This is a genomic window from Bordetella tumulicola, assembly GCF_965138755.1.
GTDB classification, from domain to species: Bacteria; Pseudomonadota; Gammaproteobacteria; order Burkholderiales; family Burkholderiaceae_B; genus Bordetella_A; species Bordetella_A tumulicola.
Window position 1 is genome coordinate 36,765 of the sequence record NZ_CBCSFP010000003.1, and the last position, 16,926, is coordinate 53,690.

Here is a 16,926-nt window from a genome sequence, read left to right on the forward strand (position 1 = left end):
AAATCTCCTATCGACCGGACTCAATTCACCGTCGCGCCGGTGAACTTGACGATCTCGGCATATCGTTCGATGTCTTTGCGCACAAAATCATCCAGTTCTTCGGGGCTGCTGCTTACGGCGATGGCCGCTTCACGTTCGAGCAACTGACTGAACTCGGGCGCACTGACCGCCTTACGCGCCGCGGCATTCAAGGTCGCCAGGGTCTGCGCCGAAAGCTTGGCCGGACCGAATAACGCAAACCACGCATTCGACTCGAAGCCTTTGACGCTATCGCTAATAGGAGGCACGCCTGGAAATTGCGGCAACACCTCCGGGCTCGACACGCCCAGCGCCTTTAAGGAATCACGCTTGATGTGAGGCAACGCATTGAGCGAACTGGCGAACATCATGTCCACCTGGCCACCCAGCAAATCCGTGATGGCGGGCGCCGTGCCCTTGTAAGGCACATTCAGGATATCCATGCCCGTCATCATTTTCAGGCGTTCGCCGGCCATGTGCAACGACGAACCAATAGCGCCCAGCGCCATGGTGTATTTACCGGGGTCAGCCTTTACCATCGTGATGAGTTCGGGCATCGTCTTGGCCGGAAAATCCTTGCGGGTCACCAGCACGCTGGGCACGTTGGCCAACATACTGATCGGCGTGAAGTCGCTCAGCGGATCAAACGGCAAATTGCGATACAGGGACGCGTTAATCGAAAAGCTCGTGAACGTGACCAGCAACGTATTGCCATCCGGATTGCTCTTGGCTACGTAGTCGGCCGCAATATTGCCGCCGGCACCGGGCTTGTTCTCGACCAGCACGGTACGCTTCAGGTCCAGCGACATCTGTTGGGCAATACTGCGGGCAACCGTATCAGTGGTGCCGCCCGGCGGTGCGCCCACGACCAACTTGATGGTGTCGCTCTGCGCTGACGCCGGTACCAGAGGCACCATCAGCGTGCTGAGCAGCGCGCAGCCAATAGCCCAACGTTGCAAACGTTGCATGGCAGTCTCCTGTTATGTTGTATTGATAATAAGACAAGTGTATAGACACTGATCCCGACACGGCAAGTTGAAAATATTCACACGCGGCAGGCCTCCCGCCGCGCGAACTCCGGGCATCTAGGCGCGAGCATTAATCGCCCGCGCATATTCGTGCTCAGTGCGGCTGAAATGTTTTAGGAATCCCCGCAGCGGCAACCCCGCTACGCAGCGGCTCGCTGGGCAACGCCTGCGCCAGGACTTCACGCGCGGCCAGGAGCCTGGAGAGATCCACCCCCGTTCGATAGCCCATGCTCTCGAGCATGAATACTAAATCTTCGGTGACGATATTGCCCGACGCCCCAGGCGCAAACGGACAGCCTCCCAACCCGCCCAGGCACGAATCAAACGCGCGGATGCCTTCGTTCAACCCTGCCAGTACGTTGGCGAGTCCCAGCCCCATCGTGTCATGCAGGTGCAGTTTGGTCAGGCGTGTCCCGATCGCATCCTGCGTCGCACGCACCGCATCACGCACTTGTGCCGGATGGGCGTAGCCCACGGTATCTGCCAGCGCAATCTCATCCACGCCGGTACAAGCCACGGCTTGCGCGACAGCAGCTACTCGCGACACCGGCACGACGCCCTCCAGGGAACAACCAAAAGCCGTCGCCACCGCGGCGTCAATACGCATGGGTCGCGATTGCGCCCGTACCCAATCCACAATAGATGCCATCATGTCCACCTGCGCATCGGTCCCCTTGCCCACGTTAGCGTGACTATGCGTCTCGCTAACAGAGATGGGAAACGCCAGCACGTGCGCGCCAGCCTCGTAGGCGGCAATCGCCCCCCGGAGATTGCACGCCAATGCGCAGACCGTCAGACCCTCAATCGCCAAAGCCGCTGACAACACCGTACCCGTATCGGCCATCTGCGGCACCAGTTTGGGTGAAACGAAGCTGCCCACCTCGATCTCACGCAGGCCGGCTTGCGCCAACTGCGCGATCCAGCGTGATTTGTCCGCGGCAGGCATCATGCCCTTGGCCATTTGCAGGCCATCACGCGGCCCTACCTCACAAAGTCTGATGTCTTGGGTCATCGTTGATCGCTTCGCTATGGTTTGTTGGTCGGCAATTGTGTGTCGCCGGCCTATTGCACCTTGATGCCGGCGCTCTTGATCGTCTGCTTCGCCTTGTTGATATCCGCCTGGATCAGCGCCGCAAACTGTTCGCGAGACATGGGGTTGGCTTCCAGGCCCTGCGATGCCAGCGCGTCTTGCACGTCTTTACGCGACAGGAGCTTATTGAAATCCGTATTCAAACGCGTCAACACGTCGGTCGGTGTCTTGGCGGGCGCCAACACGCCATAAAACGTCACCACGCTGAAATCGGGGTAACCCAGCTCGGCCACCGTCGGCACATCAGGCAATGCAGGATTGCGTTTGGGTGACGTCACGGCCAGGGCCCGGACTTTGCCGGACTTGATCAACGATGCTGCCGACGAAATCGACGAGCCCGCAAACTGCAAGTGCCCGCCCATCAAATCTGCCAACGCAGGCGACGATCCTTTGTACGGTACGTGCTGCATTTTGAAGCCGGCTTCGTGCTGCAGCATCTCCATCGCCATGTGCACACCACCGCCCGTGCCCGACGTCCCATACGAAATCGTGTCCGGCGCTTTTTTCGCGGCCTCGATCGCATCCGGCAGAGTTTTGAAGGGCGACTTATCGGACACCAGCAACACCATCGGCGTCGTTCCCACCAATGCAACGGGCGCCAAATCCTTGATGGGATCGTAGGTCACTTTCATCAGCAGCGGAATCAACGTAACGTTATCGGATTGACCAATCACCAGGTCATACCCTTGCGCCGGCGAACGCGCCGCCTCGGCCAAACCCAGTGCAGTACCCGCACCCGGCTTGTTTTCCGGCACCACATCCCAGCCATTCAGCTCTTGCAGCTTGGTACCCATCAAGCGCCCGATAAAGTCTGTCCCGCCGCCGGGCGTCGAAGGGATGATGATGCGAATCGGTTTGCTGGGATAGTCCTGGGCTTGCACCAGACAGGCAGCCGTCATTGCAGCCACCGCGAATAGTTTACGGATCATTTAATTTGTCTCCATTATTATGAAATAGATGGACGGTATATATCCGTCTCCGCTGCGCATGAGTCTTAACGCACCCTCACGCAATGACTCCCGCGGCACGTAAAGCCTCGATACGCGCCGCGTCCAAACCTAGCCCGTGCAAAATCGCCAACGTATCGCCGCCCTGTGCGGGAGGATCGGTACGCTTGCCTACCTTGAGCCCGTCGAACTCAATAGGTAGCGCCGCGGTGGAGACCTCTCCGCCATCCGGCAATCGCGTTTTAAGCAGCGCGCCACCGACATTCAAATGCGCATCGTCCAACAGATCATGCGGCTGGCGGATGGGTCCAAACGAAAGATTCGCAGCTTCTAATGCCGCGCATAGTTCGTCGGTCTTCCACTTTTTCAGAATCTCGCCGACACCGGGCACCAACCAGGCCCGTGCCGCCTCGCGGTCCACGGCCGTCGCCAGGCGCGAATCCGCAGCCCACTCGGGAGGCAGGAACTTCTGCGCAAATGTGCGCCACTGCGCATCACTGACCACCGCCACAAACACGCGTCCGTCCGCCGTATCGAAAATGTCGTACACGCCCCAGGGAGGCGCACGCTTTGCACCGAACGGCTCAGGCGCCTGGCCCGTCAACTGATACTGGGCGATAAACTGCGCCACGAGCAGTAAATTGTTCTCGAACAAGCCCGCGCGCACATGTTTTCCGCGCCCGGTTTTATGACGATCATGCAGTGCGGCCAACGCACCCACGACGCCAAAGGTGCCGCCCAGGATATCGTTAACGGACGGCGCCACGCGCTGAGGCGAATCTGCCCCGCCGTTGATATACGCCAAGCCCCCCATCATCTGCACCACCTCATCCAACGCGGTGCGCTGCTTATAAGGCCCCGACAAAAAACCTTTCAGGGACACATAGATCAGTCCGGGATTCTCGGCGGACAGCGACTCGTAATCCAGGCCATACTGTTTCAGGCCACCATCGCGGAAGTTTTCCACCAACATATCGGTCTGCAGCGCCAATTGGCGCACGACCGCTTGGCCTTCCGGTTTTTTCAGATCGATCGAAAGGCTTTTCTTATTGCGATTAAATACTGGGAAATATCCGATACCGGATCCTTTCAGGCGACGCGTGCGATCACCATCGATCGGCTCCACCTTGATCACCTCGGCCCCCAGATCGGCCAACGACAAGCCCGCCGCCGGGCCCATGATCATATGAGAGAGTTCCAGAACCTTAACGCCACGCAATGGCAATTCGGCATGGTCCATGAAGAGCGAATCTGGTGCTGCTGTCATCAATGCTTCCCCGTGCTTGCAATACGACTATGTGGCGGCTCTCAGGACCATGAGGCCCCATCAACGAATAATCGTGCAATGATCGCGGGCCCTAGCGTAATGTGGGTAGCACTCTTTTAGAACGAGGCATTCTCGTTTCGGAATGTTCGTACTAACCCTAATCGCGGAACATCACGCAGCCGGGGTGGGAATCCCCAAATGGCTCAACAATGTCTGTACGGGAGGTGACAGCGCATCCAGATCCTTGACCGCAATGCATATGGGCGTACTGGACCAGGGACCTGACAAAGGAATAAAACGAATATCCAGATGACTATGACGCGCCTGAAGATAACGAGGAACGACCGCCACGCCTAACCCACGCGCGACCAACATACAAATCGTCTCGTGAGCACTGACCCGCGCACTAATACGCCGCGTTACCCCGGCCTCTCTCGCCGTTTTTTCCAGCACGCCACTAATACCGTTTTCGCGGTTCAACTCAATCTGCTCGAATGGCAACAGCTGGGCATAGTCCAGTATGTCGTAGTCGGCGAGTAAATGCTGGCTGGGCACGACCGCGACTAATTCGCAATGGCCCCACGGGAATACTTGCAAGCCGTCATGGCCAAAGTCCGAGCCGACCGCAATATCCGCCCAGCCCTCGAGTACGGCGCGGAATGCTTCCTGAGTCGTGTATTCGAGCAGGGAAAGATCGATTTGTGGATGAGCGCGGCGAAAGGCTTGAATGTACGCGGGAAGCTCACCCGATAACGCGGCGACGCTGGCGGCAAGGTGAATATGTCCGCGTATGCCTGTGGCAAAGCCGGCCATTTCCTGACGCATACGATCCATGCCTTGCAAAAGCAAGCGCGCATGAATGGCAAGTGCGGCGCCCGCGACGGTGGCCTGGACACCTTTGACGCCACGCTCGAGCAGAAGCACGCCGAGTGTTTCTTCAAGCTCCGACATCCGCTTGCTGACGGCCGACGGGACGATGTTTTCCCGGGCTGCGGCGCGGGCAAGGCTACCTTCTTCCAAGGCAGCGACGAAAAGACGGAGCGAAATGGGGTCGAGATCACGCGAAAGCGAAGGGATCGGCGTAACGGGTTTCATTGCGATGGGTATAGCCATGCGATACATTTCATGATCAAGACCTTCTTACATTGCGGCCTATAACGCTCGTCAAGCCAAAGGCTGGGCCGTCCGGATTATCCGAAGCCATCAACCGTGATCTATCGTGCCTTAGCCGATGTGGTTCTGCTGATTCATGCCGCTTTCGTGATTTTTGTCACCATCGGCGGCGTGCTCGTATTGTACAAACGCGCCCTGATGCCTTGGCACTTGGCGGCTTTGGCATGGGGTGTGCTCATCATAAGCATGGGATGGATCTGCCCGCTCACGCCACTGGAAAACATGTTGCGCCAGTTTGCCGGACAAGAAGGCTACGCCGGCGGCTTTATAGAGCATTATGTCTTTCGACTGATTTATCCATCGGGCTTGACGCGAGAAATTCAGATCGGGCTGGCGGCAGGGCTGCTTATCGTCAATGCGGGCATCTATAGTTGGATCTATGCGCGACGGCCAAAGAGATAAAAGTAGCGAACGAGTCCCGTCATGAGGATGCCGCAAACAGACGGGTCTATAAGATCCGGATCACCATGCGAAAAAACGCCGGCACTGCGTGACGCAGTGCCGGCGTTTTATACGGCCTTTAGAGACGAAACCTTCATCGATTGACGAGTTTGGCTGGAATCGTCAAGACCAGCAAGGCGCCGGCAACGAGTACGACCGCGGATACGTACATCGCGATGGTCGAGCTTTGCGTCAAGTCGCGTAGCCATCCAATAAAGTACGGACTGACAAACCCGGCAAGCCCGGCGAACGCGTTGATCGCTGCGACGCCTGCGGCGGCGGCGCTACCCACCAGGAAGGCGGATGGCATGGCCCAGAATAGCGGTCCCGGCGTAATGACGCCCGCAGCGGCAAGCGACAGGCCCAGCAACGCCAAGGGCACATTATGCCCAGCCATCGCTACGACGAGATATCCCGCCGCCCCCATGAGCATGGGGATGATCACGTGCCATCGACGCTCACCCGTACGATCCGAGCTACGCCCAAAACTCAACATGGCAACGATCGCCACGATATATGGCACCGCCGACAACAAACCGATATTCAACACACCGGTAACGCCCGAGGCTTTAATCAAGGTGGGCATCCAGAACGTCAACCCGTATTGACCCATAATGACGCAAAAATAGATCAACGACAGCAGCAGCATGCGAGGATCTCTAAACATATGTCCGACGGACGACAGCACTTGGGCATGGAGGTTCGGTGGCACCTCCAACTGCTTTGCGATGTGGGCTTTTTCAGAGTCCGTCAACCACTTGGCTTTATCCGGAGAGCTGTCCAAGACGAACAACGTCGCGATCCCCAGCACAATGGAAGGAAGCGCCTCGAGAAAAAACATCCACTGCCAACCAGAATAGCCATGAGTATGATGAAACGCCGACATGATCCACCCAGAAATCGGGCCGCCCAGCATACCCGCGACAGGGATCGCCACCATAAACAACGCGATGATTTGCGATCGTCGGTTGGACGGATACCAGGACATCAGGTAATAAATCACGCCGGGGTAGAACCCGGCTTCGGCCGCGCCCAACAAGAAACGTAAAACATAGTATTGCGTCGGTGTCGTAACCCAGACAAAGGAGGCAGAGATTACTCCCCACGTCAGCATGATCCGGGCAATCCAGACTCGTGCACCGACCTTGCGCAGAATCAGGTTGCTAGGCACTTCTAACAGGAAATAGCCAATAAAAAATATCCCCGCACCCAACCCATATACCGTTTCGCTGAAGTTCAGCTCATCGAGCATCTGCAGCTTGGCAAAGCCAACGTTTACCCTATCGATATACGCCGCCACGTAGCAGAACATCAAAAAAGGAATCAGGCGCCAAGTAATCTTTCGATACAGGCGTTTTTCCTCATCTACAGGTAACGCGACAGGTGATGACAGTACAGCATTATTCATGGTTTCCCCTTGCTTTATTCGTGTGAACTATGAACCAGCCAAACTCATAATGACCTCGGTCAATACGCGTGCTCCAGCGGCCGCATCGGCCGCTGTAATCGATTCAGACTCGTTGTGAGTAATCCCCTCATGACAAGGAATAAAAAGCATTGCAGACGGACAAATCGGATGGAGATATCGCGCGTCGTGCCCGGCGGCTGACAGGATTTCCATCCGAGTAATGTCCAACAGATCGGCAGCGTCACGGATGCGTTGCCTCATGTCCTGCGGAAACTCCAACGACATGGCGCTAGAGAGTTCATCGACCTGAACGTGACAAGGTGCTGCATGCGTTTCACAAATGCCTGCGATGGCATCGCCCAACGATGCCAGCACATTGGAGTCAGGATGACGCAGGTCGATAGAAAAGCGCACGCGACTTGGCACAACCGATGGTGCATTGGGTGTCACATCAAAACGGCCGATGGTGAATTTCACGACATCGTGTTCGTCATGGATGTGTATGGTCAGCGCCTGAATAATACGCATCGCGGCAAGCAAGGCATCGCGGCGCTCGCTGCGCAACGACGTTCCCGCATGCGATGCCTCGCCCTCTATGTTGACCATAAAAGTGCGTTTTCCCTGAATACCGCTTACCACACCTATCGCCTTGTGCTCGCGCTCGAGCAGCGGTCCTTGTTCGATATGCGCCTCAACGTAGGCGAAGGTCGGCCGGCCCAGGTCTCGCTGTGGGATATCTGCCATCGCTTGTTGTGCATCGCGCAGGGCATCGCCTACCGAGATGCCCTGCGGATCTCGGATCGACGTGATTTGATCCAGACTGCGCGCCCCCCCGAACACGGATGCGCCCATCATGCCGGGTGCAAAACGCGAGCCTTCTTCGTTCATCCAGGCAACGACCTCAATAGGCCGGACCGGACGAACCCCCGATTCGACAATAGCCTGGCATGCCTCCAGCGCTGCTAACACCCCGTATGCGCCATCGTACTTGCCACCTGTCGGCTGGCTATCCAGATGCGAGCCCGAGATAACGGGCGCGGCCAGAGAGTCTGTGCCCTCCAGGCGCAGGAAAATGTTTCCGGCCTCATCACGAGATGCCTGCAACCCGATAGTGTTTCCCCAATCAATCAATTGACGGCAGGCGGCAATGTCCTCTTTTGACAAGGCTTGTCGATTGACGCCACCACCTGGGGTTGCACCAATGCGTGCGAGTGACTCGTGGCGATCCCACAGACGTTGCTGAGATACTCGCGCAGAAGTCAGGTTGCTCATGATGTCTTCATAATTTGCGACGGCATGGCACGCGGATCGCGCGGCAGCCACCGGCCCTGCGACACCGTCGCGAGAAAATCTGCGACCAACTGATTGAACAACGCAGGCTCCTCGAGGTTCAGCGTATGGCCAGACTTGGGCAACACTGCCAATCCTGATGCGGGAATGGTCTGCTTGAGAAAAATCCCTGGCTGCAGACAATGATCGTCCTCATCACCCACCACGATCAACGTGGGTACGAACATGGCCTTCAGTTGATCCTCGAGATCATATAAAGAAGGTCGACGCGCCTGAACTCCGCGCATCGTCATCGCCGCTCCCTTCGCGCTATGCTGCGACAAATGCTCGGCGAACTCTTTCCAGCCTCGCGGGTCTTTAAGCAAAAAGGCGATACGTGACGCCGCCAAAGCATAGGTTTTCGAAAACTCGTTCGATCCTTGCTTCTCGAACTGGGCGGCAACCTCCAACGATACGTTTTGAAAGTATTCTTCGTGCTCCTTTTCCGCACCGTAGCCCGCGCCGGCGACGACGAGCGACAAGGCACGCTCCGGCGCGATCAGCCCAAAATGAACGGTCGCGAAGCCCCCCATAGAAAGTCCGACAATGTGCGCCTTCTGGATATTCAACGCATCCAACACGCTGACGATATCGAGTGCCGCCTGACGCTGTGAATATTGCTCCACATTTTCAGGAACATCCGAAGGCGGATAGCCACGAGCATTGAACGCGATGCACCGGTGACGCCGCGAAAAATAGCGCATCTGAGGTTCCCAGCTACGCATATCGCCACCGAATTCGTGCACAAAGACAATGGGCTCGCCCTCCCCGGCTTCTTCGTAAACCAGTTGAACATCATCGGTAGTCTTGATGATCGGCATATGTGCTCCAGTCAGAATAGGTTTTCGGGGACGTCGATCGTACGAGCCAGCTCTACCATGTCGGGCAGCAGCTCACTAAAACGATCGGCCCAGGCTTCTGGCACCGTGATGCTGACCTTGACAAAGCGATGACCAAAACGCTTGGTGTGATACGAGCCTTGTCGGATCATGATGCCCTTGGTCTGATAGGCGGCGACCAACGCTTCGGGCTTGATGCCGGCGCCGACCGTTTCGATAATCAGCAGGTTTGCCTGGGACGGATAAACGGGCACCGAAAAACCCGGGATACCCAATGCCGCCTTGGCAACGACCTCTTGGTTGCGACGCTGACGTCGCCAGATCTCCGGAAACCACTGGGCCTTGCTCTTGAGCCCCGCAATGGCGGCTCTCTGAGAGAGAACATTGCTACCCAAGTTGTTCGGGGGGGCAGACGCAAACCTCTCGACCAAGTCCTCGTGCGCCAACACAGCCCCCAGTCGCATACCGGCCAGGCCCAACCATTTAGAGAAGCTATAGATCTGGATAGCCTTTTCCGGATAGAACCGGAACGCCGGGGTAAAGTGCTCGGCAAAACTGCTGTAGGTCGCATCGTGAATCAAATACGCGCCGACCGACTTGGCGATTTCGGCAAATGCCTTGATCTCGTCCTCCGTATGGCAAGTGCCCAGAGGATTGTTGGGGTCAACGAGGTAAATGACGCGGGTATTTTCCGTAACGGCGGCGCGCAGTTGCTCTATTGTTAACTTGTAATGCTGTTGCGCGTTGTAAATCGGCAGTTCGATCACATTCGCACCGGCCTTCTTGGCGAAATGAATCGGCCATGCCCAGCTGGGATCAGTAGTCACGAAATCCGTCCCGGGCGCGCACACATTGCTGCAGACGTTATAGAGCGCCTCGACCGCGCCATCCGTCACCAGCACAGCGGCGTCGGGGGTCCCCATGTCCACGCGGATCAGTTCACGCAACTCTTCAAAGCCGGCTGGCGGCGCATACGCATGATATTCGCCACTATCGAGGGCTTGGATTACCGCTTCTCGGACAGAGTCATGTGGAGGATAGTGGTTGGTGTTTTGCCCCAGCCACATCAAGCCCGGCGTATTGCAAAGCTGATCAAAATATTGATTACGGATTTGAAAGTTTTTCATGGCAATTTATAGATAGCGAATAAACCGTCGTCACACGACGGCACGGCGCGAAGCAATACCCCCGTCAACCGTGAACACGGTGCCCGACGTGTAGCCAGAGCGAAATGAGGCGAGGAACAAGAACAAATCGGTGATCTCGTGAACTTTGGCCGGACGCCCTAGCGGATATCGTTCGAGCAACTCCTCATAGCGATCCGCGTCGCCAAGCCGGTTCTCCGCGAATTTTTTGAGCATGTTGTAGATACGGCTCGTATCGACGGGGCCTGGGTTCACACCCACGACGCGAATGTTGTCATCCAGACTAGAGCCCCCCAACGCGCGGGTCATCGCCATCAACGACGCATTGCCGGCAGCGCCCTCGATGTAGTTGGGATCGCAGACTTCACCCCCATTGCCGATGTTGTTGAGAATGACGCCACCGCCTCGCTGCTTCATGCGTGGGTACACCAAGCGCATCATGTCCGCGTACCCAAAGCCCTTTAAAGCCCAGCCATCGCGCCATTTTTTACCGTCGAGGTCGAACAGCGTGCCGCTGGGGATCACCCCAGCGTTGTTCACCAACACATCGATATCGCCTGCATCGTCCACGATCTGTTCACAGGCATCTGGCAGGGTCATGTCTATGGCGGAGACGGTCACGGCGACCTGACTGCGTTCCTGGATCTCGCGACGCAGCTCTGCCAGTTTGTCAGCCGAACGCGCCGTCAGATGCACATCGCACCCCTCCTCGGCAAAAGCGTACGCCAGCCCTTCTCCTATGCCCTGCGACGCGCCCGTGATGAGAATTTTCTTCCCTTTCAACTGCAAATCCATATTTTCCAGTTCCCTTTTATAAGCACCTGAATCTTCTTTGTGTATACATAATAGGCATTTCTTGTATACATAAAAAGCCAGGGTTAATACTTAACAGGCTTTAAGAAGAGACGATCACGTTACAATCACGTCAAACTGAAACTGGGAGTCCCCTTTTTGACAGAAGCCGTCACCTTTGCCGCGTCAATCCAACAAACCCTAGAGCAGGAGATCCTCTCGGGCGTCCTTTCCCCGGGAACTCGCCTCGAAGAAGAAGAGTTGGCCGCGCGTTTTCGTTGCTCTCGCACACCGGTACGCGAGGCGTTGCGACAATTGGCGGCAGCGTCGTTGATCACAGTACGCGCACGACAGCCGGCAGAGGTGTCGGCGCTGTCGGCGCGCAAACTGATCGAGATGTTCCAGGTAATGGCCGAGCTGGAAGGAATGTGCGCGCGGCTAGCCGCCAGACGGGCGACGGCCGAGCAGATTGCATGTATACAAGCAGCGCACGAACGGCTAGAGGCTGTCGCCGACAGCGAAGACGTGGATCTGTTCTATGAAATCAACCGGGAATTTCACGAAGCGATCTACGAAGCCAGTCAGAATGAATTTTTGGCAGAGCAGACGCGTGGCTTGAGAAACCGGGTCGCGCCCTATCGAAAGCTGGTCACGCATCGGCGGCGGCGGCGAGTCGATTCGTTGACGGAGCACGCTGCCGTGTTAAATGCCATCATCAAAGGTGACGAAGATCTGGCTGATCGCGAAATGGCGGACCATGTGAATTTGCTAGGGGAGAAACTGCTGGACTTTATTGCGTTGTTTCCGGAAAACGCCCAGGGTGCTTGAGTAGGAGGCAGCCAGCATTGCCTGTGTGCTTCATCAGCACATTGATCGGGTGTTGTTCCAAACGGCTGGGCGCGCACCGTAATGCGCGCCCAGCCGTTCATGCCTCAATCATCAGAGATGCTGCGCCATAGCGGGATCGCTGACGCCGTGGCTGCCGTTCTCCATCCGTCCAGCGAAGCGGCGCTCGAAGCCCTCGGCAACAACGCTGAAGTCATACCAATTGCCGCTGTCCTCGATGGACCAATGGTGTTCTGCCACCGTGTCCGCCTCAACCGCCAAGGTCCATGGCCCATCCGTGCGGTAAGCATTGGCCTGCAGCGAGGCCTGCACCACAGCCGTGCCATGATTGCTCACCTTCACGTACACCGCGTTGCCGGCGAGCTCATAGCAAACCTGGACTTCCAGAGCCACGCCCCGTTGCGTATTGCCAGAGAACGTCCGAACGAACCCGTTGGTGCTGTAGACCCACAGATCGTAATCGCCACCGTTCCACGTGTCGGATAGCGTCTTGCCCGCTTCGACGGTGTAGCGGCGGGGAATCAGATCCAGGTTGCGCTTGTCGTAAACATGGAACACTGCCCCAACACTGCCCGTGTTACTGAACAGCAGCTCCACGGCACCGTCCTGCCCAATCCTGGCGCTGGTGTGCAGCTCATAGGGCAGTGCTCGCGACAGACGCGTGCCAGTCTCCTGGTACAGCGGCTGCGGCGTCGCGGGCGCCTGGGTTACCGCCGTCGTGGGCAACAATCTCTGCGCCTCATTGATCGCGACAAAGTTGCTCGTGTCGGGCAATTTGGGCACAACCGGATCATTCGGACTGACGAAATCGAAGCACGAAGTGAGATCGCCGCAGACCGCACGATGCCATGGGCTGATGGCGTCCACTGTGATGTCAAAGCGCGTTTCCAGGAACCGGCCCACCGAGGTGTGATCGAACACTTCCGAATTAACCCAACCGCCCTTGCTCCACGGAGACAACACATACATCGGTACGCGTGAACTCAGGCCCCACGGACGAATTGTTCCGCTGGTGGGATCATCGGCCGACAGATAATTGCCCACGGAGGCATCGAAATATTCGCCATCCAATGGCACGGTGGACTTGCCCATCAAAGCGCCGTTGGCATCATAGGACGGCACCGCCGGCATCGGCAGATGGTCGAAGAAGCCATCGTTCTCGTCGAAAGTCACAAAAACAGCGGTTTTGCTCCAGACTTCGGGATTGGACGTCAGCGCATCCAACACGTCCGCGACAAAATCGGCTGCCCCGGCCACGCCCTCACGGCTGCCCGGATGCTCGGCCAGATCCTGCGTGGGCAGCACCCAAGAGACCTCCGGCAGGGTGCCATTCATTACGTCCTTCTTGAGTTGCGCGAGGAAATTGACGGCACCGTCGTCCTTCTCGGGACCGCCCGTCAACCCATGCTCATAGATTGGTGAACCCGGCTGAGCGGTGCGGAAACTCTCGAAGGCCAGGCAACCATGCATGGCGCCCGTCCAGTTGTTGTTCATGTTCTGGTAGATATGCCAGCTCACGCCCGCGCGCTCTAGCACGTCCGGCAACGTGTCCCATTTGAAGGCGCTATTTGTGTACTTGTAGTTGTAGGCGCCTGTCTCGGGATCGATTTGCCCCGAGCCATCGGGCTGCTGCGCCCGACCCGCTGCCCAGTTCGACGGGTTCGGCCAACAGCGCGAGTTGACGGGCTCGGAGTCAGTATCGGTGCAGTTGATACCCCGCTTGAGCAGTTCCGGATTGGCGTTGGAACCTGACCAGAAGATAATGCGGTTCGGATCGGTGCCGGTGAGAATAGAACAGTGATAGCCGTCACAGATCGTGAAAGCATCGGCCAGCGCGAACTGGAACGGAATGTCCTGGCGCGTGAAGTAGCCCATCGTCGCCTGGTTCTTGAACTGAATCCAGGTATCCATCTTTCCTTGGTTCCACGCCGCTTGCTGGTCGGGGAAATTATGGGGCGTACCGGATCCGATCAACGCGTTGCTGGTCCGCGAGTCGCGGTGAAAAGGCAGGATTTCCTCGCCGCCACTCGGGTTTGGCTGGAAAAATACCGACTTGCCGTTGGTCAGCGGGATCGGGAAACGATCACCGAAGCCCCGTACGCCACGCATCGTACCGAAGTAGTGATCGAACGAACGGTTCTCCTGCATCAGGATCACGACGTGCTTGATGTCTTTAATGGTGCCGGTATCGACGGCGGCGGGAATTGCGAGCGCGCGCTGAATGGAAGCTGGCAGCAAAGCCAAAGCCGACAGCGCGCCGGCCGTCTTGGCCGATGCGCGAAAAAACTGCCGACGTCCTGGCAAATCAGGTAAATGCGAATTGGAGATCTTGGTCATGGAGCGACTCTTGCGTTAGGTTGGACGGGACGGGCGTTTAAGGCGCACAGCGCAACTGGGGCTCGGGCTGCTCGGGGTTAGGCGGCGATGGCGTGTCATCGTCGTCGTCGTTACCGCTGCCACAAGCGGCAAGGGTCAAGCTCAGAGCGATGGCCGCAACGAGGGCGCGGCCCGGTGCAAAGTACGAGGTCATGAATACTCCTGGTTAGGGAACGTTGCCGGGTCTGGATAGCAGCAAAGCCATAAGGACGCCGCATTACTGATCGAGAATGCGGCACAAGTTCAGATCAGGTCCGGAACGCAGATTAGGCGTCGTACATGACAGGCAAATGAAAAACACTCAATTCAAAAAAATACATTTTTGAATTTTATTCATATAGAATTTCACCCGGCCGCTGGCTGGATTCAGCCGCGGCGCTCCCCTCAACGTCAATCCGCGCCCGCGCGCCCCACCGCCGATCCATGACCTGCATTGCCAGCGCATCTCTGTTAGCCCCGTCGGTCTCCCCATTAGCCGAGTCGCCTTGGACACGGCGCTCGCGCGGCCTGATCCTGGATCTGGACGGCACGCTGATCCGGGGACACGAAGTGATCCCCGGCGCTCGGGAACTGCTGGCCTGCTGGTCTGACCGCTATGTCATCGTCTCCAACAATTCCACGGACACGGCGGCCAGTCTGGCGCCGCAACTGCAGGGTTTGGGTTTGCCGGTCGAGGCTGGCTCCGTGGTTCTGGCCGGAGAACAAGCCGTGCACCATATCGCGCGCAGCTATCCGCACTGCAAGCTGATGTTGTGCGGCTCCGAGCATCTGCAGGCATGCGCGGCAGGCCTTGGCCTAGTGCTGGTGTCCCGAGACGCGGACGTCGTGCTGCTGGCGCGCGACGTCGGCTTCAACTATGCCAGGCTGCAGGCCGTGACCCGTGAACTGATGCGGGGCGCAACGCTGATGGTCAGCAATGGGGACCTCACCCACCCCGGCCCCAAAGGGTCAGTGGTGCCGGAGACCGGCGCGTTGCTACGAGCGGTACTGGCCTGCGTACCCGCCGTCCACCCGCACATACTCGGCAAGCCGTCAGCCATGTTGTTCAAAGAGGGATTGCACCGGCTGAAGCTGTCGGCGGAGGATGTCACAGTCATCGGCGACAACGTGCGTACCGACGCGCTAGGCGCGACACGCATGGGAATGGGCTATCTGCTGGTCGGCAGTGCACCGCATGCGGATGCGCCGGACGTGGCGCGGCTGCTTGAGATCGAGTGCGTACGTCGGCATGCGCTACCTGAGGGCATTGCAGAGGGCGACGAGGGTCAGTAACGCTTGGCCAAACGGAACCCTCGGAAGGGGAAGTAATCGTTGAGCCGACTCACGCCGTAACGGCGTGATGTCTGAAAGAACGTCTATTTCAATCGAGCGTAAGACCTCTCGATCATCACCAACGCGAATATCTCGCTGTCGGGTGAAAACCGCACGGGAACGTTACTTCCGACCGTTAGCATGGGCACGGCTTCCTTATGGAACATCTGCTCGATATCGACCGTGAATGGCGGCAACCCAACGTCGTCCGGCCGCACCGCCAGCTTGAGCTCATACCATTGCTTGTGGCGCTCCACCTCAAGCCTACCGTTATATTCCGCCTCGAGAATCGTAGCGGTGCCTTGAGCGCCATTGTCATGCAGATCCTGAGCAATATCGGTGAGCACGGCACTCCGGTAGACGATCAATCCGCAGCCCACCATGAACACGGTAATCGCCCCATTTATGTACAGCATGGCACGTATTACATCTTCTTCCCATATTCCCATGGCAAGGCAAATCAGGCAGCCAATGAATGCGGCTGTCCCTAGCAGCATGAAAATAGGCGCCCCCAGTGTTGTAAACAGGTAGGCGCGCATCTTCGATGCTACGCGGCTGCGTGGCATCAAGCCGCCAGGACCAAGACTTTTTTCTGGTCCATTTTCAGATACATGCCCAGGGTATTCCATAGATTTTGTAATGCCAGGCACAGCCAGCGAATGACCATTCCCCCCGACGCCACCACCGTAAAAGAGAACAAAGCAATGGTCGTACCCAGCATGAACAGCGTACCGGAGGCCACGCCAAGAACGCCTGATGGCATGTCTATAGTCAGGGGCGCAATCGAATACAGATTATGCGCCGGCTTGTTTTGAATAAACACGTTAGTGGTTGGTAGCTTCATGCAGCTCAGCATGTCGTTCTTCGAAACCCCAGTCATATAGGGTCCTAGTCCGATGCTGCGCCCGCTGCCCAT

At 57.4% G+C, this 16,926-nt stretch carries 17 protein-coding genes; 3 read left to right on the forward strand and 14 right to left on the reverse strand.

The window, feature by feature from the left end; genetic code table 11:
• Nucleotides 1–20 precede the first annotated feature (20 nt).
• The 5 genes from ACNAZS_RS10430 to ACNAZS_RS10450 all read right to left on the reverse strand — a co-directional run bounded on the left by ACNAZS_RS10430 (nt 21) and on the right by ACNAZS_RS10450 (nt 5,463).
• Nucleotides 21–986: a Bug family tripartite tricarboxylate transporter substrate binding protein gene (locus tag ACNAZS_RS10430; protein ID WP_415788975.1), complete on the reverse strand. Its 966-nt coding sequence runs from the start codon at nt 984–986 to the stop codon at nt 21–23.
• 154 nt (nt 987–1,140) lie between these two features.
• Nucleotides 1,141–2,058: a hydroxymethylglutaryl-CoA lyase gene (locus tag ACNAZS_RS10435; RefSeq protein ID WP_415788977.1), complete on the reverse strand. Its 918-nt coding sequence runs from the start codon at nt 2,056–2,058 to the stop codon at nt 1,141–1,143.
• A 50-nt stretch (nt 2,059–2,108) separates the two neighbouring features.
• Nucleotides 2,109–3,065 carry a Bug family tripartite tricarboxylate transporter substrate binding protein gene (locus ACNAZS_RS10440; protein ID WP_415788979.1) on the reverse strand — a complete coding sequence of 319 codons (957 nt, stop codon included), beginning with the start codon at nt 3,063–3,065 and terminating at the stop codon, nt 2,109–2,111.
• Nucleotides 3,066–3,141: 76 nt separating this feature from the next.
• On the reverse strand, nt 3,142–4,350 hold the full coding sequence (locus ACNAZS_RS10445; protein ID WP_415788981.1) for a CaiB/BaiF CoA transferase family protein: 1,209 nt from the start codon (nt 4,348–4,350) through the stop codon (nt 3,142–3,144).
• Nucleotides 4,351–4,521: 171 nt separating this feature from the next.
• Complete coding sequence (locus ACNAZS_RS10450) at nt 4,522–5,463, reverse strand: LysR family transcriptional regulator (RefSeq protein WP_415788983.1); 942 nt, start codon at nt 5,461–5,463, stop codon at nt 4,522–4,524.
• A gap of 96 nt (nt 5,464–5,559) precedes the next feature.
• On the opposite strand from ACNAZS_RS10450, the gene ACNAZS_RS10455 reads away from it, so the two are divergent.
• Complete coding sequence (locus ACNAZS_RS10455) at nt 5,560–5,925, forward strand: DUF2784 domain-containing protein (protein WP_415788985.1); 366 nt, start codon at nt 5,560–5,562, stop codon at nt 5,923–5,925.
• Between the two features lie 133 nt (nt 5,926–6,058).
• Here the strand turns inward: ACNAZS_RS10455 and ACNAZS_RS10460 are convergent, their stop codons facing one another.
• The 5 genes from ACNAZS_RS10460 to ACNAZS_RS10480 are packed head-to-tail and all read right to left on the reverse strand — an operon-like array spanning nt 6,059 to nt 11,480.
• On the reverse strand, nt 6,059–7,372 hold the full coding sequence (locus ACNAZS_RS10460) for an MFS transporter (protein WP_415788987.1): 1,314 nt from the start codon (nt 7,370–7,372) through the stop codon (nt 6,059–6,061).
• A gap of 27 nt (nt 7,373–7,399) precedes the next feature.
• Complete coding sequence (locus tag ACNAZS_RS10465) at nt 7,400–8,644, reverse strand: hydantoinase/carbamoylase family amidase (RefSeq protein ID WP_415788989.1); 1,245 nt, start codon at nt 8,642–8,644, stop codon at nt 7,400–7,402.
• On the reverse strand, nt 8,641–9,522 hold the full coding sequence (locus ACNAZS_RS10470; RefSeq protein ID WP_415788991.1) for an alpha/beta fold hydrolase: 882 nt from the start codon (nt 9,520–9,522) through the stop codon (nt 8,641–8,643). Before ACNAZS_RS10470 ends, ACNAZS_RS10465 begins: the two co-directional genes overlap by 4 nt.
• A gap of 11 nt (nt 9,523–9,533) precedes the next feature.
• Entirely contained in the window at nt 9,534–10,667 is a 1,134-nt protein-coding gene (locus tag ACNAZS_RS10475) for a pyridoxal phosphate-dependent aminotransferase (protein WP_415788993.1), read from the reverse strand.
• A gap of 30 nt (nt 10,668–10,697) precedes the next feature.
• Complete coding sequence (locus ACNAZS_RS10480) at nt 10,698–11,480, reverse strand: SDR family oxidoreductase (protein WP_415788995.1); 783 nt, start codon at nt 11,478–11,480, stop codon at nt 10,698–10,700.
• Nucleotides 11,481–11,636: 156 nt separating this feature from the next.
• Here ACNAZS_RS10480 and ACNAZS_RS10485 point away from each other — a divergent pair, with 156 nt between their 5' ends.
• Nucleotides 11,637–12,305, forward strand: a complete 669-nt coding sequence (locus ACNAZS_RS10485) for a GntR family transcriptional regulator (RefSeq protein ID WP_415788997.1) — start codon at nt 11,637–11,639, stop codon at nt 12,303–12,305.
• A gap of 111 nt (nt 12,306–12,416) precedes the next feature.
• Here ACNAZS_RS10485 and ACNAZS_RS10490 read toward each other — a convergent pair whose 3' ends face one another.
• Both ACNAZS_RS10490 and ACNAZS_RS10495 read right to left on the reverse strand, forming a co-directional pair.
• Nucleotides 12,417–14,660 (reverse strand): phosphocholine-specific phospholipase C, encoded by a 2,244-nt coding sequence (locus ACNAZS_RS10490; protein WP_415788999.1) that lies wholly within the window; start codon nt 14,658–14,660, stop codon nt 12,417–12,419.
• Between the two features lie 37 nt (nt 14,661–14,697).
• Nucleotides 14,698–14,853: a hypothetical protein gene (locus tag ACNAZS_RS10495; protein ID WP_415789001.1), complete on the reverse strand. Its 156-nt coding sequence runs from the start codon at nt 14,851–14,853 to the stop codon at nt 14,698–14,700.
• Nucleotides 14,854–15,122: 269 nt separating this feature from the next.
• On the opposite strand from ACNAZS_RS10495, the gene ACNAZS_RS10500 reads away from it, so the two are divergent.
• Nucleotides 15,123–15,971: an HAD-IIA family hydrolase gene (locus tag ACNAZS_RS10500; RefSeq protein WP_415789003.1), complete on the forward strand. Its 849-nt coding sequence runs from the start codon at nt 15,123–15,125 to the stop codon at nt 15,969–15,971.
• Nucleotides 15,972–16,054: 83 nt separating this feature from the next.
• On the opposite strand, the gene ACNAZS_RS10505 is transcribed toward ACNAZS_RS10500, so the two are convergent.
• Nucleotides 16,055–16,576 carry a hypothetical protein gene (locus ACNAZS_RS10505; protein WP_415789005.1) on the reverse strand — a complete coding sequence of 174 codons (522 nt, stop codon included), beginning with the start codon at nt 16,574–16,576 and terminating at the stop codon, nt 16,055–16,057.
• Entirely contained in the window at nt 16,576–16,890 is a 315-nt protein-coding gene (locus tag ACNAZS_RS10510) for a PAAR-like domain-containing protein (RefSeq protein ID WP_415789007.1), read from the reverse strand. The genes ACNAZS_RS10505 and ACNAZS_RS10510 overlap by 1 nt, the downstream gene beginning before the upstream one ends.
• Nucleotides 16,891–16,926 lie beyond the last annotated feature (36 nt).

What these genes read in the sequence shown, in the direction of transcription:
- ACNAZS_RS10440 (WP_415788979.1), bottom strand. Translation starts at nt 3,065, where the DNA reads ATGATCCGTAAACTATTCGCGGTGGCTGCAATGACGGCTGCCTGTCTG.
- ACNAZS_RS10435 (WP_415788977.1), bottom strand. Translation starts at nt 2,058, where the DNA reads ATGACCCAAGACATCAGACTTTGTGAGGTAGGGCCGCGTGATGGCCTG.
- ACNAZS_RS10470 (WP_415788991.1), bottom strand. Translation starts at nt 9,522, where the DNA reads ATGCCGATCATCAAGACTACCGATGATGTTCAACTGGTTTACGAAGAA.
- ACNAZS_RS10445 (WP_415788981.1), bottom strand. Translation starts at nt 4,350, where the DNA reads ATGACAGCAGCACCAGATTCGCTCTTCATGGACCATGCCGAATTGCCA.
- ACNAZS_RS10460 (WP_415788987.1), bottom strand. Translation starts at nt 7,372, where the DNA reads ATGAATAATGCTGTACTGTCATCACCTGTCGCGTTACCTGTAGATGAG.
- ACNAZS_RS10450 (WP_415788983.1), bottom strand. Translation starts at nt 5,463, where the DNA reads ATGGCTATACCCATCGCAATGAAACCCGTTACGCCGATCCCTTCGCTT.
- ACNAZS_RS10465 (WP_415788989.1), bottom strand. Translation starts at nt 8,644, where the DNA reads ATGAGCAACCTGACTTCTGCGCGAGTATCTCAGCAACGTCTGTGGGAT.
- ACNAZS_RS10475 (WP_415788993.1), bottom strand. Translation starts at nt 10,667, where the DNA reads ATGAAAAACTTTCAAATCCGTAATCAATATTTTGATCAGCTTTGCAAT.
- ACNAZS_RS10430 (WP_415788975.1), bottom strand. Translation starts at nt 986, where the DNA reads ATGCAACGTTTGCAACGTTGGGCTATTGGCTGCGCGCTGCTCAGCACG.
- ACNAZS_RS10500 (WP_415789003.1), top strand. Translation starts at nt 15,123, where the DNA reads ATGACCTGCATTGCCAGCGCATCTCTGTTAGCCCCGTCGGTCTCCCCA.
- ACNAZS_RS10480 (WP_415788995.1), bottom strand. Translation starts at nt 11,480, where the DNA reads ATGGATTTGCAGTTGAAAGGGAAGAAAATTCTCATCACGGGCGCGTCG.
- ACNAZS_RS10510 (WP_415789007.1), bottom strand. Translation starts at nt 16,890, where the DNA reads ATGACTGGGGTTTCGAAGAACGACATGCTGAGCTGCATGAAGCTACCA.
- ACNAZS_RS10490 (WP_415788999.1), bottom strand. Translation starts at nt 14,660, where the DNA reads ATGACCAAGATCTCCAATTCGCATTTACCTGATTTGCCAGGACGTCGG.
- ACNAZS_RS10505 (WP_415789005.1), bottom strand. Translation starts at nt 16,576, where the DNA reads ATGCCACGCAGCCGCGTAGCATCGAAGATGCGCGCCTACCTGTTTACA.
- ACNAZS_RS10495 (WP_415789001.1), bottom strand. Translation starts at nt 14,853, where the DNA reads ATGACCTCGTACTTTGCACCGGGCCGCGCCCTCGTTGCGGCCATCGCT.